This is a genomic window from Endozoicomonas sp. GU-1 (assembly GCF_027366395.1).
Classification (GTDB): Bacteria; Pseudomonadota; Gammaproteobacteria; order Pseudomonadales; family Endozoicomonadaceae; genus Endozoicomonas.
Genome location: NZ_CP114771.1, coordinates 3,524,563 through 3,539,808, shown reverse-complemented (window position 1 = coordinate 3,539,808; position 15,246 = coordinate 3,524,563). Strand labels below are relative to the sequence as shown.

Annotated in this window: 12 protein-coding genes and 1 pseudogene; 9 read left to right on the top strand and 4 right to left on the bottom strand. The window is 49.5% G+C overall.

The genetic code is table 11. The annotated features are described in order from the left end of the window. Positions 1-125 precede the first annotated feature (125 nt). The 3 genes and pseudogenes from O3276_RS14780 to potA all read right to left on the bottom strand — a co-directional run bounded on the left by O3276_RS14780 (position 126) and on the right by potA (position 3,445). Positions 126-928, bottom strand: a pseudogene (locus O3276_RS14780) (ABC transporter permease subunit). Positions 929-1,005: 77 nt separating this feature from the next. Beyond that, positions 1,006-1,956: an ABC transporter permease subunit gene (locus O3276_RS14775; RefSeq protein WP_269672033.1), complete on the bottom strand. Its 951-nt coding sequence runs from the start codon at positions 1,954-1,956 to the stop codon at positions 1,006-1,008. 319 nt (positions 1,957-2,275) lie between these two features. Next, positions 2,276-3,445 carry a polyamine ABC transporter ATP-binding protein gene (gene potA, locus O3276_RS14770; RefSeq protein ID WP_269672032.1) on the bottom strand — a complete coding sequence of 390 codons (1,170 nt, stop codon included), beginning with the start codon at positions 3,443-3,445 and terminating at the stop codon, positions 2,276-2,278. Between the two features lie 444 nt (positions 3,446-3,889). Between potA and O3276_RS14765 the strand changes: the two genes are divergently transcribed. Continuing rightward, complete coding sequence (locus tag O3276_RS14765; RefSeq protein ID WP_269672031.1) at positions 3,890-4,378, top strand: Lrp/AsnC ligand binding domain-containing protein; 489 nt, start codon at positions 3,890-3,892, stop codon at positions 4,376-4,378. 69 nt (positions 4,379-4,447) lie between these two features. Here O3276_RS14765 and O3276_RS14760 read toward each other — a convergent pair whose 3' ends face one another. Then, positions 4,448-4,819 carry a PilZ domain-containing protein gene (locus O3276_RS14760; RefSeq protein ID WP_163371993.1) on the bottom strand — a complete coding sequence of 124 codons (372 nt, stop codon included), beginning with the start codon at positions 4,817-4,819 and terminating at the stop codon, positions 4,448-4,450. A gap of 411 nt (positions 4,820-5,230) precedes the next feature. Between O3276_RS14760 and O3276_RS14755 the strand changes: the two genes are divergently transcribed. The 8 genes from O3276_RS14755 (at position 5,231) to O3276_RS14720 (ending at position 15,167) form a co-directional block, all read left to right on the top strand. After that, positions 5,231-5,749, top strand: coding sequence for a Rossmann-fold NAD(P)-binding domain-containing protein (locus tag O3276_RS14755; protein ID WP_269672030.1), 519 nt, complete (start codon positions 5,231-5,233; stop codon positions 5,747-5,749). An 11-nt stretch (positions 5,750-5,760) separates the two neighbouring features. Next, positions 5,761-6,885: a pyruvate dehydrogenase (acetyl-transferring) E1 component subunit alpha gene (gene pdhA, locus O3276_RS14750; protein WP_269672029.1), complete on the top strand. Its 1,125-nt coding sequence runs from the start codon at positions 5,761-5,763 to the stop codon at positions 6,883-6,885. Continuing rightward, positions 6,878-7,861: an alpha-ketoacid dehydrogenase subunit beta gene (locus tag O3276_RS14745; protein WP_209203214.1), complete on the top strand. Its 984-nt coding sequence runs from the start codon at positions 6,878-6,880 to the stop codon at positions 7,859-7,861. The genes pdhA and O3276_RS14745 overlap by 8 nt, the downstream gene beginning before the upstream one ends. 118 nt (positions 7,862-7,979) lie before the next feature. Then, positions 7,980-9,071 carry a dihydrolipoamide acetyltransferase family protein gene (locus tag O3276_RS14740; protein ID WP_269672028.1) on the top strand — a complete coding sequence of 364 codons (1,092 nt, stop codon included), beginning with the start codon at positions 7,980-7,982 and terminating at the stop codon, positions 9,069-9,071. Between the two features lie 510 nt (positions 9,072-9,581). Beyond that, a complete protein-coding gene (locus O3276_RS14735; protein ID WP_269672027.1) occupies positions 9,582-11,504 on the top strand; it encodes a PrkA family serine protein kinase in 1,923 nt (640 codons plus the stop codon). Between the two features lie 76 nt (positions 11,505-11,580). After that, complete coding sequence (locus O3276_RS14730) at positions 11,581-12,858, top strand: YeaH/YhbH family protein (protein WP_101748263.1); 1,278 nt, start codon at positions 11,581-11,583, stop codon at positions 12,856-12,858. Further along, on the top strand, positions 12,855-14,357 hold the full coding sequence (locus tag O3276_RS14725) for a SpoVR family protein (protein ID WP_163371990.1): 1,503 nt from the start codon (positions 12,855-12,857) through the stop codon (positions 14,355-14,357). Before O3276_RS14730 ends, O3276_RS14725 begins: the two co-directional genes overlap by 4 nt. Positions 14,358-14,726: 369 nt before the next feature. Beyond that, the gene (locus O3276_RS14720) at positions 14,727-15,167 is read left to right on the top strand and encodes an H-NS family histone-like protein (RefSeq protein WP_209277133.1); all 441 of its coding nucleotides are present in this window, start codon (positions 14,727-14,729) and stop codon (positions 15,165-15,167) included. Positions 15,168-15,246: the final 79 nt, after the last annotated feature.

Sequence of the window (15,246 nt, the reverse complement as noted above, 5' to 3'; positions counted from 1 at the left end):
GCAGGCTTTTGGAGTGAGGACGTCAAGCAGAAATGCACGACGTGACAATCCCGGAGCATCGAGGTCTGGCAAAAGTTGAGGAACGAATTAAAAAGCCGGAGTAGATCCGGCTTCTGATTATTACGTTAACTGGTGCCAAACCTTTCCAGGCTGGCCCTTCTTTCCCTTTCGGAGCGGCGCATAAACCACCAGCCAAACAGGGCTGCCAGAGAGACCACCAGAATAATCAGCGTCGCCATGGCGTTAATTTTTGGTGAGATCCCCAGGCGCACCGATGAGAATACCACCATTGGCAGAGTGGTCGACCCGGGCCGGAGACAAAGCTGGCAATCACCAGATCATCCAGAGACAGGGTGAACGCCAGTAACCAGCCAGCGGCTAACGATGGGGCAATGGTCGGAATCGTGACCAGAAAGAACGTCCGCAGTGGTGTTGCACCGAGATCCATCGCTGCCTCTTCAATCGAGCGATCCACCTCCCGCAACCTGGCACCAACGACAACAGCCACATAAGCGGTGGAAAAGGTGACGTGGGCGATCCAGATGGTCAGCATGCCCCGTTCCATGGGCCAGCCGATCAGGTCGGCCATGGTGACAAACAGCAGCAGCAGCGACAGGCCGGTAATCACATCGGGCATCACCAGGGGCGCCGTCAACATGCTGTTGAAGGCGGTTCTGCCACGGAATTTGCCAAAGCGGTCAAGGGCAAAAGCCGACACCGTACCCAGAATGACCGCCATGGATGCGTTATAGAAAGCAATTCTCAAGCTGATCCATACCGCGCCCATCAGTTGTTCATCCTGAAACAGCTCCACATACCATTTGGTTGAGAAGCCGGCCCAGACGGTCACCAGTCGTGAAGCGTTAAAGGAGTAAAACACAAGGATAAACATGGGCAGATAGAGGAAGATCAGCCCAAGTATCAGCATGATGGTGGAAAAAACCGGTGTTTTGATTCTTCCCAGGGTGCTTGTGCGTTCAGTTGCTGTTTCTGTAGAAAGCGTCATTACAGGCTGGCCTCCAATTGCTTCGCCTGCTGGCGATTGAAGAAGGCGATGGGCAGACACAGGATCAGCAGCATGATCATGGCCAGGGCACTGGCCAGCGGCCAGTCACGGTTGTTGAAAAACTCCTGCCAGAGCACTTTACCGATCATCAGGCTCTCAGGCCCACCCAGCAGCTCAGGAATCACGTATTCACCCACGGCAGGGATAAAGACCAGCATACAGCCCGCGACAATGCCACCCATGGACAGTGGTAGTGTAACTCTGAAAAAGGTTTCCCATGGCCGACAGCCCAGATCGTTGGCCGCCTCCAGCAGTGATTTGTCCAGCTGGGTCAGGTTGGCGTAAATAGGGAGCACCATAAAGGGCAGATAGGCATAAACGATGCCTATATAAACGGCGATGTTGGTGTTCAGGATCTGCAGGGGCTGGTCAATCAGGCCACACCACATCAGCAGGTTGTTCAATAACCCGTTATTTTTCAGTATTCCCATCCAGGCGTATATGCGGATCAGGAATGAAGTCCATGATGGCAGAAGCACCAGCATGAGCAGGAAACTTTGTTTTCTTCCCGGTGCCTGAGCCATGGCGTAGGCCATGGGATAGCCCAGCAGAAGGCAGAAAAAGGTGGCGACCAGGGCCAGCCGGATCGAGGTCAGATAGGCCTGCAGGTACATCTCGTCCTCGGCCAGGAACAGGTAGTTGCCCAGATTTAAATTCAGTGTCAGTACTTCATCAAAGTACTCAAAGATGGCCGAATAGGGCGGAATGGCAATTTCTGCCGATGAAAAGCTGATCTTGACCACAATCAGGAAGGGGACAAGAAAGAATAGCAGTAGCCAGAGATAGGGGACGCCAAGAACGAGGCGACGTCCCCACAGCTCCCTTAAGGCGTTTAGCCTCTCTGGTCCCCACGCGGTTGCGGAGGCACCTTTTGTTAACAGGTTGGACATGACAGATTCCACAAAATATCCGTTACCAGTGGCTTACATGTACGGCGGTAAGCCTGAATAGTTTACGAAATAGAAAGCCTTCGGCTTTTAGCCAATGTAAGTAGTTAACCAAATGAAATCATATATTTCTGACTAAGTTGTCAGTCACTCTGCGGCGTTGCAACTCCGGTCACATAGCTACGGCTATGCTCCCTACGTTGCGCCTTGCATAGCAACTGCCCACTTAGCCAGAAATATACGATTCCATTTGGCCAACTACTTAAAGCCTTCAGACTGTTCTTAAACACGAAAAATATTGAATAAGGTTAGTGGTGATTGATCAGCTATTCAGGACGACACCACTGTCGTCATCCCAGCTGATATAGACTTCATCACCCCAGGTCGGGTTGTCGGCGGTCCGGATCACATTCGCCATGTTGGACTGTACCATCATGCCCGACGGAAGCCGGATATGATAAACCGAATGTCCACCCAGATAGGCAATGTCGTGTACCACACCCTTGCTCCAGTTGTAGTTCCCTTCCGGCTGCTCCCGGTTCACCATGGTTTTTTCAGGACGCACGGCAATCCAGACTTTGCGGTCTTCCAGTGGTGCCATGATACCGTGGCCAATGTAGATCGGCTGTTGCACCTGTTGCGATTGGATGATGACGTAACCCGCTTCTTCTTCGGTGATTTCTCCTTCAAACATATTGACGGAGCCAATGAATTCGGCGGTCATGCGGCTGTTGGGGTTTTCATAGATATCGATAGGGGTACCCACCTGGACAATCCAGCCGGCATCCATAATGCCGATACGCTCGGCCATGGTCATCGCCTCTTCCTGATCATGGGTCACCATAATGCAGGTAACACCCACCTCTTCGATGATATCCACAACCTCAAGCTGCATGCGGCTGCGCAGCTTCTTATCCAGCGCACCCATGGGCTCATCCAGCAACAGCAACTTTGGTCGCTTCGCCAGGCTTCTTGCCAGGGCCACACGCTGGCGCTGGCCGCCGGAAAGCTGGTGGGGTTTACGGCGGGCATACTTTTGCATGTGCACCAGTGTCAGCATCTCCTCAACACGCTGGGCAATGATGTCTTTGGGCAGGCGGTCCTGCTTTAATCCAAATGCCACGTTTTGCTCCACGGTCATGTGAGGGAACAGGGCATAGGACTGAAACATCATATTGATGGGGCGCAGATACGGTGGCAGGTGAGTAATATTCTGCCCATCCAGGTAAATTTTGCCTTCAGACGGTGTTTCAAAGCCTGCCAGCATCCGGAGTAATGTGGATTTTCCAGATCCAGAGCCACCCAGCAGTGCGAAAATCTCACCCTTTTTAATATTCAGACTGACATTATCAACAGCGATAACGTCATCGAACTTTTTGGTGACCTGGTCGATTTTGACCAGTATCTCATTGCCTGAGCGACTTTTTGTCGCAGGTGTCGAAAGCGTCGACGGCGTTGGGGAATGTTTCGGGGAGGCAGATGCTGTACTCATCTAAAATTTTCTCCAGCCCGGAATATAAAGAACAGGGTAGAACCCGGTGAGTGTGCTTTAATAGGCTCTGTTGGCATAAGTTTATCGTTAGAAACTCAGGTTCGCTTGTGGCGATCATTGTTTCTTTACTTATGAAAAGAGCCTTCAAACCCTCAAGGAAGTGAAAAGCCCGCGCATTGTCCATAAAAATGCAGGGATTGAAAATGATTTTGCGATAAACCCTGATGGGGGATATTAGTAATCCTCACTTGCAGATTCATCATTGGTACCCTAACCTCCGTCTGCTGAAGGGGAGGTGATTTACCCATTAGATATTAGAATAACGGTTGTCTTAATCAGGATCTGTCCTAAAAAAGATGAATACAAAGCTCACTAATCCCGAATGCTATTGTGTTCCACTTTTCCTGGTGCCTGAACACGCATTGTCAATAAACGACTGAAATCATGAGAAGCCGAAAAGAAGTTGTTCGCCAGTTGGATCGTATCGATCGTAATATTCTCCGTACCCTGCAAGAGCAAGGGCGTATTTCGTATGTAGAGCTGGCGGATAAGGTCGGGCTGAGTACGACGCCGTGTATGGAACGGGTCAAGCGCCTGGAAAGGGAAGGCATTATTCAGGGCTATTCTGCACGCCTGAACCCGAAGTATCTTCATGCAGGGCTTCTTGTGTTTGTGGAAATCAGCCTCTATACCAAATCTGCTGACATTTTTGATGACTTCCGCAAAGCGGTCATCAAGCTGCCAAACGTGCTGGAGTGCCATCTGGTCTCGGGTCACTTCGACTATCTGGTCAAAGCCAGGATTTCAGAGATGGCCTCTTACCGCGAGTTGTTAGGGGATATTCTTCTGAAGCTGCCGGGGGTCAGGGAGTCCAAGAGCTATATCGTGATGGAAGAGCTCAAGGAAACGCTCAGCCTGCCAATTGCAGATTAACCGTTACCTGGCTTGTTAAAGTTTGTTTGTGAGTGTTTACTTCTGCCCGAATTGGCTTCAGAAAGGTATTTAACCTTCCTGAAGCTCACCTGCTACCTGATAATCCCTTATGTAGTAGTTCAATGCGACTTCGTCTTGGTCCTCGATACTGCGTAAAACAAAACCTGCGGCGAAATCAGCCTGCTCACTGACGGTTTGACACCAGACGCACTCGGCACTCATGGACACTCGATAAGCACCTTCCTGCGGCCCGGGCAGGATCAATGTGACATTCCGGGTTTCTGATGGCCTGACACCTCGATCGGTCAGGATGCTGAATCCTCCTTTTGAGACATCTTCAAGAATGCCGATAGACAGACCGGTGTCGTTATCCAGTACTTCTGCGGTTTTTTCCAATGTTTTTCTGGGAAATCGACGCTTTTCTTGTTGTATTTGCGACATTTTGGCCTCCATGGATTAGAGGGAAGGAAGAACTAAGTTATCACCTTTTGTTTTCAAAATGCATCTTTTACCTGTTTTGCCAAAACAGGTTGTTATGAAAACGTGCTTTATGGTTGGTGAGATTTTCAGTCAATGAGTTGATTTAAATAGCGGCCAATGGCGGCAGAGCATGACGTTTTCTAAAACTTATTGACTGTTGACAATAGGGCTTAACTTCCTCTGTAATCGAATAAGGCGTTATCAGAAAGCCTGGTTGTTGATAGAGCTTAAACCGCTGAAAGTGATGAAAGTTCTACCCTGTAAAACAACAATAAATAGCCACGTCTGTCAGCTTGCCCTAACCCCGGGATGCCGATAGACAGGGCGCTAAACCAGAGCCTGCTGCTCTGCAACATACGGAGGGATCCCGTCATGTTCAGACAAATTGCCGAGGCACGAATCAACGATCTTCATTGCAAATTCGATGAAGAATCCGGCCTCAAATCCGTCATCGCTATTCACAGTACCCGCAGAGGGCCAGCCCTCGGTGGATGTCGAATCATTCCTTATTCGGTGCCCTGCGATCTGTTCAGCCCCTGTGGCCTTGGCGGCGTCCTCAATAGCGACACCATTGGCAAGTTACAGTGTGCTGCTGTTGCCGGCTCAGCCAATAACCAGCTATTGACGGAGGAAGACGGTATTGCGCTCTTCGACCGCGACATTCTCTTTGCCCCGGACTACCTGATCAATTCCGGTGGATTGATTTTTGTGGCCATGACTTACCTGCAAAGCAGTCAGAGTGATATGCACCATCGCCTGCGTGGCATTCATGACACCCTGTTAGAGATTTTCAACCGACAGAATCAGGCCGGGTTACCCGCCAGTGTTATTGCTGACCAGATGGCAGAAGCCATTGTGCATGGTGATAACCCTTCACAGTTGACGGCATAGGGAGAACAGAAATGGATTTAACAGCAAACCCTGCCCTCGCCATGGAGCAGTTTCTGGATGCTGAAGGCGAAGTCATCAAACGACTGCCAGCCTGGGTCAGCAATCACGACATTCTCATTGATTACTACCGATCCATGGTGATCGCCCGGCAGGCCGATCAAAAAGCGGTGGCATTGCAGCGGACCGGTAAGATGGGCACTTACCCTTCCTGTCTTGGACAGGAAGCCATCAGCACGGTGTGTGCTGCCCTGCTGGAAAAAGAAGATGTTCTGATTCCTTATTACCGGGATCTTCCGGGGTTAATGCGACGAGGCATTGCTCTGAGTGATGTCATGCTCTACTGGGGTGGTGATGAACGCGGGAGTGCCAGTCCGGCGTGGGGTCAGGATCTGCCGAATTGTGTTCCCATTGCGACCCAGGCTGGCCACGCGGCCGGTATCGCCACCGCCATTAAAATCCGCCATGAGGCCGGTGACCCATTGCAAGTGGCCTTATGTGCACTGGGTGATGGCGCTACGTCGAAAGGGGATTTTGGCGAAGCCCTGAATCTGGCCGGTGCCTGGCAGCTGCCCGTGGTTTATATCATTAACAACAACCAATGGGCCATTTCGGTTCCCAGAAAAATTCAGTCCGGTGCACCGACGCTGGCCCAGAAAGGGCTGGCTGCTGGCCTGCCGTCTTACCAGGTGGATGGTAATGATGTTATTGCCCTCCATGAAGTGGTCAGCGCCGCTATTGACCGTGCACGCCAGGGTAAGGGCGCTACCGTGATAGAAGCGGTCAGCTATCGGCTTTGCGATCACACCACGGCCGATGATGCCAGCCGTTACCGTGCCAGTGAAGAACTCAAGGAGGCCTGGCAACAAGAACCCATCAAGCGGCTCCGTAACTTCCTGCACCACCGGGGGGTGTGGGATGAGCACAAAGAACAGGCTTTAAAAGATGAGGCTGACCGTATCATTGAGCAGGCCGTGGCCACCTACCTGAACACTCCGCTGCCCGCTATTGAAGACCTGTTTGATTATCACTACGCGAATATGCCAGCCCAACTGGAGCAACAGAAAAACGAGGCGCTTGCCAGAGAACAGATGCGTCAGGAAAACATGAAATCAGCCGGAGGCCATCTCAATGGATAACAAACTGACCATGGTTGAGGCCGTCAACCTGGCGCTTGATCATGCTATGGACAATGATCCGGATGTTGTGTTGCTTGGCGAAGATATTGGGGTCAATGGTGGTGTCTTTCGGGCAACCCAGGGGTTGCGGGATAAATATGGCCTCAAGCGGGTGATGGATACCCCACTGGCGGAAACCCTGATTGCCGGTATCAGTGTGGGTATGGCAGCCCAGGGAATGAAACCGGTGGCGGAAATACAGTTTATGGGGTTCATCTTTCCGGCAATGGAACAATTAATCTGCCACGCAGCCCGCATGAGAAACCGAACCCGGGGGCGTTTGGCGTGTCCCCTGGTGCTGCGGGCTCCTTTCGGCGGAGGTATCCACGCCCCGGAGCATCATTCGGAAAGCACCGAAGCACTGTTTGCCCATATTCCCGGGCTAAGAGTGGTTATTCCATCGTCACCGGTCAGAGCCTATGGATTGCTTCGTGCTGCCATTAATGAGCCGGATCCGGTTATCTTCCTGGAGCCAAAGCGCATCTACCGGGCAAGTAAGCAGATCATTGATGCTGCCAGTGACCCGCTGCCATTGGACACCTGTTTCACGTTAAAAGTCGGGCAGGATGTCACATTGGTCAGTTGGGGGGCATCGGTTCGTGAAACCATGGAGGCAGCCGACATTCTGGAGGGGCATGGCATTTTTGCAGAAGTGATTGATGTGGCTACCATCAAGCCTCTTGATATGGAGACTATTCTGACGTCAGTCAGAAAGACCGGACGCTGTGTCATCGTTCATGAAGCTTGTCGAAGTTTTGGTGTGGGGGCCGAGATTGCTGCCGGTCTTATGGAAAGGGCATTTGATGATCTGAAGGCACCCGTTGAACGGGTGACCGGTTTTGATACGACAATGCCCTACTACAGGATGGAAGACCATTATCTGCCCCAGGTCGATGATATTGTCAGGGCATCGATCAAGAGTCTTGCCAGACACTAGCCATCATTTGCCAATACCGGAATCATTATTTCAATAGCCCTGAGCGGCAAATATTGCCAGAACTGTAGGACTGCAAAACCAGAAGCAGGCAGTATTTTTATAATAAAAAGGTACATTCATGCGCTTTTTCAATTTACCCGATTTAGGGGAAGGTATTCCTGAAGCCGATATTGTCGAATGGCATGTGGGAGAAGGGGATAGCATCAGGGAAGATCAGCCGATGGTCTCAGTCGAAACAGCCAAAGCCGTTGTGGAAGTGCCTGCACCCTGCACCGGAGTGATTGCCCGTCTTTGTGGCCAACCCGGTGACACTATTCTTACCGGAGCCCCGCTGGTGGAGTTTGTCACCGATGGGGAAGATAGCGGTACGGTAGTCGGCAAACTGGTCAGTGATGATGCCAGCACCAGTAGCGATGATGCTTTTATTATTGGCTCACCAGCGGATGGCCAGATGCCACCGTCGTCTTCATCTCACATGGTTCAAAGTGGACTTCAATCACTGGCTGAGCAATTCCAGGTGGAGCTGGGTGCTGTCACAAATCATAGAACCGCTGCACAACCTGCCATTGCCTATCCCCTGGACAATCCAGAGCCATTGAAAGGTGTCCGCAAGCATATGGCCCGCACCATGGCAGAGTCTCATGCTTCCGTCGTCCAGGTAACGCTGTTTGATGATGTGGATATTGATCACTGGGATACTAAAGAAGACATCACTGTTCGTTTGATTCAGGCAATTGCCAAAGCCAGTGCCGTGGAGCCTGCGCTTAATGCCTGGTTTGATGGCGCTTCCATGAGCCGTCAGCTTCATGATGCTGTTGACCTGGGTCTGGCGGTTGATAGTGACGAGGGACTATTTGTTCCGGTGATGCGTGATGTGGCAAAAATGAACAAAGCAGAAGTACGAGAGAGTATCAATAAGCTCAGGGAAGGGGTGAAAGACAGAAGTCTGCCAAACTCAGAGCTTCAGGGTGCAACCATCACGTTAAGTAATTTTGGTGTCTTTGCCGGAAAATACGCGACACCGGTTGTTGTGCCGCCAACCGTTGGTATTATCGGTGTTGGCAGGTTAAGGGAAGAAATCGTCAGCGTTGATGGCAAGCCTGAGAGCCACCGTACCCTGCCTTTGTCACTGTCGTTTGATCACCGCGCAGCAACGGGTGGTGAAGCAACACGCTTCCTCCATGCAATGATTCAACAGTTGCAGAAGTAGTCAAAAATCCACATTATAAATTCTGGGGCAAGAAAAAATGCGCTATCAGCTTGCGGTGAAAAACGCAGGGTTGTTTTGATAGTGCCATGCTTGTCGGGCAGATTCTCCAAGGCTAAGTGCGAGACCACCAGAAGTTGTGAGCGATGAAGAATAATATCTCTGCCAGCATGCTGCAAGGAAGTCCGTTGTTATAAGTTGTTATGAAAAGTGCATCAATGTAGGCCAGATTTTTTCGACTGAATGTTCGTATCCCGCTTTTGCCGGTCATGACACCGAGTTCTCTGGTTTGTCGGACGGGCATTATATGCCACCTTTTTCTATAGCATTGTTGATCAGCATGAACTGCTTTTCTGGCATTCATAGCTGCTCAATAAAAGTTATAAAAAAATGTGGTCAAAGTTCTGACTCTGCCGATAGCGTAATTGAGAAGGATAAGCTTCCAGATGAGCTATCGGTCAAACGTTCCTGGTCGTTGTTCAGGAATTCAAGCAGACAAAGGTGGGTGAAGGCATGGACATCTTCAATACATATCAGCAGAGATTTCAATCAACCCAGCAGGAAGAGCTGACCATCGAAGAGTATCTGGCACTGTGCAGGCAGGATTCTTCTGCCTATGCCAATGCGGCTGAGCGCATGCTTATGGCCATTGGTGAGCCGGAGATGGTGGATACCTCAAGGGACCCAAGGCTCAGTCGTATATTTTCCAATAAACTGATTAAGCGTTATCCGGCATTCCGTGAATTTTATGGAATGGAAGAGGCGATTGAGCAGATCGTTTCCTACTTTATGCACGCTGCCCAGGGGCTGGAAGAGAAGAAACAGATACTATACCTTCTGGGGCCAGTGGGTGGTGGTAAGTCTTCTCTGGCAGAAAAGCTGAAGGCATTGATGGAGAAAGTCCCATTCTATGCAATCAAAGGTTCACCGGTTTTTGAGTCACCTCTGAATCTGTTTAATCCTGATGAAGATGCCGACATTCTGGAAAAAGAATTTGGCATTCCCAATCGTTACCTGGGCGGCATCATGTCACCCTGGGCGGTTAAGCGGTTAAATGAGTTTGGCGGTGATATCACCAAGTTCAGAGTGGTGAAGCTGCATCCCAGCATTCTGAATCAAGTGGGTATTGCCAAGACCGAACCCGGCGATGAGAACAACCAGGATATATCCAGCCTTGTGGGCAAGGTGGATATACGACAGTTGGAAGAATACTCTCAGGATGACCCGGATGCCTACAGCTTCTCTGGCGCACTCTGCCGTGCCAATCAGGGCATGATGGAGTTTGTGGAAATGTTCAAGGCACCCATCAAGGTACTCCACCCGCTGCTGACCGCCACCCAGGAAGGTAACTACAACAGTACCGAAGGCATGGGTGCCATTCCTTATAACGGTATTATTCTTGCCCACTCCAATGAATCCGAGTGGCAATCATTCCGGAATAATAAGACCAATGAAGCCTTTATTGACCGGGTAAACATCGTCAAGGTGCCTTACTGCACCCGGGTGACGGAAGAGATTCATATATATGAAAAGCTGCTGGCCAATAGCTCACTCAAGGAATCCCCCTGTGCACCGGATACCTTGAAAATGCTGGCCAAGTTCACCGTCCTGTCGCGCATCAAGGAGCCGGAAAATTCCAATGTGTATTCCAAGATGCGGATCTATGATGGCGAAAACCTGAAAGATACCGACCCCAATGCCAAGCCGCTGCAGGAGTACAAAGATTCAGCGGGTGTTGATGAAGGCATGGAAGGCTTGTCTACCCGTTTTGCTTTCAAGATTCTTTCCAAGGTATTCAACTTTGACCCTACGGAAATTGCCGCTAACCCCGTGCACATGCTCTACGTACTGGAACAGCAGATTGAGCAGCAGCAGTATCCGAAAGAGGTGCATGAGCGCTATCTGCGCTATGTGAAAGAGTTCCTGGCACCCAAATACATTGAGTCCCTGGGCAAAGAGATTCAGACCGCCTATCTTGAGTCTTACTCCGAGTATGGGCAGAACATTTTTGACCGATACATCACCTATGCTGACTTCTGGATTCAGGATCAGGAGTACCGTGACCCTGAAACCGGCGATATTCTCGACCGCTCGGCCATCAATGATGAGCTGGAGAAAATCGAGAAAGCAGCCAGTATCGCCAATCCAAAAGATTTCCGTAACGAAGTCGTTAATTTCGTGCTCAGGGCCAGGGCCAATCACAATGGGCAAAACCCGAGCTGGCTCAGCTACGAAAAAATGCGCACTGTGATTGAGAAGAAAATGTTCTCCAATACGGAAGACCTGCTTCCGGTGATCTCATTCAATGCCAAAGGCAGCCAGGAAGATCAGCGCAAGCACAATGAGTTTGTTAAGCGCATGGTAGAAAGAGGGTATACCGAGAAGCAGGTCAGGTTACTGGCTGAATGGTATATCCGGGTGCGCAAGTCGCAGTAACTGCCGTCCGGGTAGAGAGGCAGGGCGAACGGATTCTCGCCCTGTTTGTCATAAAGGGCACACAAGGAGCGTGTTCATGAGTATTATTATCGATCGACGGTTGAATGGAAAAAACAAAAGTACCGTCAATCGCCAGCGGTTTCTTGAGAGATATAAGAAGCACATCAAGAAAGCAGTGTCTGATGCTGTGAATAAACGCTCCATTACTGATGTGGTTTCTGGCAGCGAAGTCACCATTCCCCGAAAAGATCTTTCTGAGCCGGTATTCCGCCACGGTCAGGGTGGGCGTTATAAGCAGGTTCATCCGGGCAACAAGGAGTTTGTCAGTGGTGATCGTATCAAGCGCCCATCGGGCGGCAGTGGCTCCGGAAGCGGTAAGGGCAAGGCTGGCAACAGCGGCGAAGGGATGGATGAATTCAGCTTCCAGATAAATCATGATGAGTTCCTGGAGCATATGTTTGATAACCTTGAGCTGCCAAACCTGGTTCGGAAGCAGCTGGAGGATATGACGGAATTCAAGATTCGACAGGCAGGGTATACGACAGCAGGCTCTCCGGACCGCCTGAATGTGGTGCGCTCCCTGCGTTCAGCCCATGCCCGGCGTATTGCCTTATCCGGTGGTGATCGTCGGGAGATACGGGCCCTGAAAAAAGAGCTCCGGGAAATGGAAGTCAGCCCGGATGAAACGGATCAGCAACGAGTTGTTGAATTAAGAGAACGGATAAAAGAGCTCAATGCCAAGCTGAAAAGACTACCATTTATTGATGACTTTGACCTGAAATACAACAACATGGTCAAAGTGCCTTCGCCCAGTAATAAGGCCGTGATGTTTTGTGTGATGGATGTGTCCGGATCCATGACTCAGGACATCAAAGACATGGCCAAGCGCTTCTTTATTCTGCTCTATCTGTTTTTGCAGCGTAATTACAAAGAGATTGAAGTGGTCTTTATCCGTCATCATACCGCCGCTAAAGAGGTGGATGAGGATGACTTTTTCTATTCCAGGGAAACCGGGGGAACCATTGTTTCCAGTGCCCTGGAAATGACCCGTGATGTGATCAATAAGCGTTACAGCCCGGTGGACTGGAATATTTATGTTGCCCAGGCATCGGACGGTGATAACTGGGAAGGGGATTCCAGTGTCTGCACCAAGATTCTCACCGAGCAGATTATGCAGAAGGTTCAGTATTACTGTTATGTGGAAATCACCGACCGTGCCCACCAGAATTTATGGCGTGAGTACCAGAGCGTAGCGGAGAAGTTTAAAGATCACTTTGCCATGCAGCAGATTAAATCGCCCAGTGATATTTACCCGGTGTTCCGTAAACTGTTTGAAAAAAAGGAAAATGCATGAGCAGCCAGTTGATTTCCAGTGAGCCGGAGTGGACGTTTGAGCTGATTCAGGAATACGACAGGGAACTGGCCCGTCTTGCTGATCGCTTCCGCCTTGAAACCTACCCGAATCAAATTGAGATTATCAGCTCTGAACAGATGATGGATGCCTATGCCTCAACGGGTATGCCATTAATGTATAACCACTGGAGTTTTGGTAAACACTTTCTTCATACCCAGCAAAACTACCAACGGGGCAGAATGGGGCTGGCCTATGAAATTGTGATTAACTCAAATCCCTGCATTGCCTATTTAATGGAAGAAAATACCATGACCATGCAGGCACTGGTATTAGCCCATGCCAGCTATGGTCATAACTCATTCTTTAAAGGGAACTATCTGTTTCAAACCTGGACCGATGCCGAGTCCATTATCGACTACCTGTTATTTGCTAAACATTATATTGCACAATGTGAAGAGAAGTATGGCATTGAGGCGGTCGAGGAAATACTCGACGCCTGTCATGCATTAATGAATCAGGGAGTGAATCGATATAAACGGCCCCGGCCCTTATCCGCTGAGCAGGAACAGGCCCGGCAGGAAGAGAGGGCGGAGTATATCCAGAGAACTCTGAACGACATTTGGACCACCATTCCAAAGGTTGAGAAAGATGAGCAGGAACAGGAAGAGCGCTTTCCTAAAGACCCGGAAGAAAACCTGCTCTATTTCCTGGAAAAGAATGCACCGTTATTGGAAACCTGGCAGCGGGAGCTGTTGCGAATAGCCAGAAAAATTGCCCAATACTACTACCCTCAGAAACAGACTCAGGTGATGAATGAGGGGTGGGCCTGTTTCTGGCATTACCACCTTCTGCATGAGCTATACAATGAAGGCAAGGTGTCCGATGGTTTTATGCTGGAGTTTCTTCACTCCCATTCCAGTGTTATCTATCAGCCACCTTTTGATAGCCCGCAATACAGTGGCATCAATCCATACACCCTCGGCTTCAATATGTTTATGGATATTCGTCGTATTTGTGAAAACCCTACCGATGAAGACCGGGAGTGGTTTCCGGATATTGCCGGCAGCGACTGGCTGGATACTGTGCACTTTGCCATGAAAAACTTTAAGGATGAAAGCTTTATCCTGCAGTTTCTATCACCCAAAGTGATGCGAGATTTAAGACTGTTTTCAATTTTGGATGATGAGTCTCGCACTTATCTTGAGGTGGACAGTATTCACGATGAAACAGGCTATAAGGCCATCCGTGAGTCACTGGCCGCTCAGTATAACCTGGGTAATCGGGAACCAAACATTCAGGTTTATAATGTCAATATCCGGGGTGACCGCATGCTGACGCTCCGTCATTACCAGCATGAAGGTCGGCCATTGGGAAAAGAGACCGACGAGCTGTTGAAGCATATACACCGGATCTGGCAGTTTGATGTGGAGATTGAGTCGTTTGAAAATGGCGCAGTCACTCAAAGCTGGCAGTGCAGTGAGAATAAGAAACGCAAATAAACGTCGATTGATTGCTGGTACGCTTACGGTAAATATTAAGCAACTATCCATTAATTTTTGAACCACAAAGGACACAAAGAGCACGAAGAAGAGCTTTTCTTTTCCTTGGTGCTCTTTGTGTCCTTTGTGGTTCCCATTCAACATGATCCATATCGGAGTTATACAACTTATTCCTTTTGATCAAAAAAACAACCTGCCTGATTTTGGATTAATAAACTGACAGTTTTTACTATCAGTGATTCACATTATTTTTAAAATTTATATAATGGTACTTCCATCTAAAAAAATCTTGCTGTATAAAGTTCATCGAATTGAACATCTTTATTCCTAAGTAGGAAGTTCTATCAAGACCAAGGAGTCGTAGAGTAAATGAATATTTTTGAAGAAGTTCTGCATCGCCTCAGCAGCAAAACCCGTATTCGCTCACTGTTTAAAGATGTACACGCGGAAGATCTGGAGCGTATCATTTCCCGTCTGAACGATGTGCTGACTGAGAAGCAGGAAGCACGTGCCAAAGACGAAGAAAAGCGTAAGAAGAAGCAGGAAAGCATTGAAGCCATCAAGCAGATTATGGCTGACCGTGGTGTTTCCATGAATGATCTGGGTGTGGGTAATCTGGAACCGGAAGAGACAGTACAGAAGCGTCGCAGAAACATTCAAAAGTACACTTTTGAATACGAAAACGAAGCGGGTGAGCGCATTAAGTGGGAAGGTGCCACTACTGGCCGTCTGCCACGTGATTTCCAGGCGTACCTGGAGCGCACTGGCAAGAAGCGTCTGGACTGCGCTCTGGAACAGATCGAAGAGTAAGTTTTATTCGCTCTGAATAAAAAAGGGTCTTGCAGACCCTTTTTTATTTTGTATTTTGGCAAGTACGGCGTTAATATCA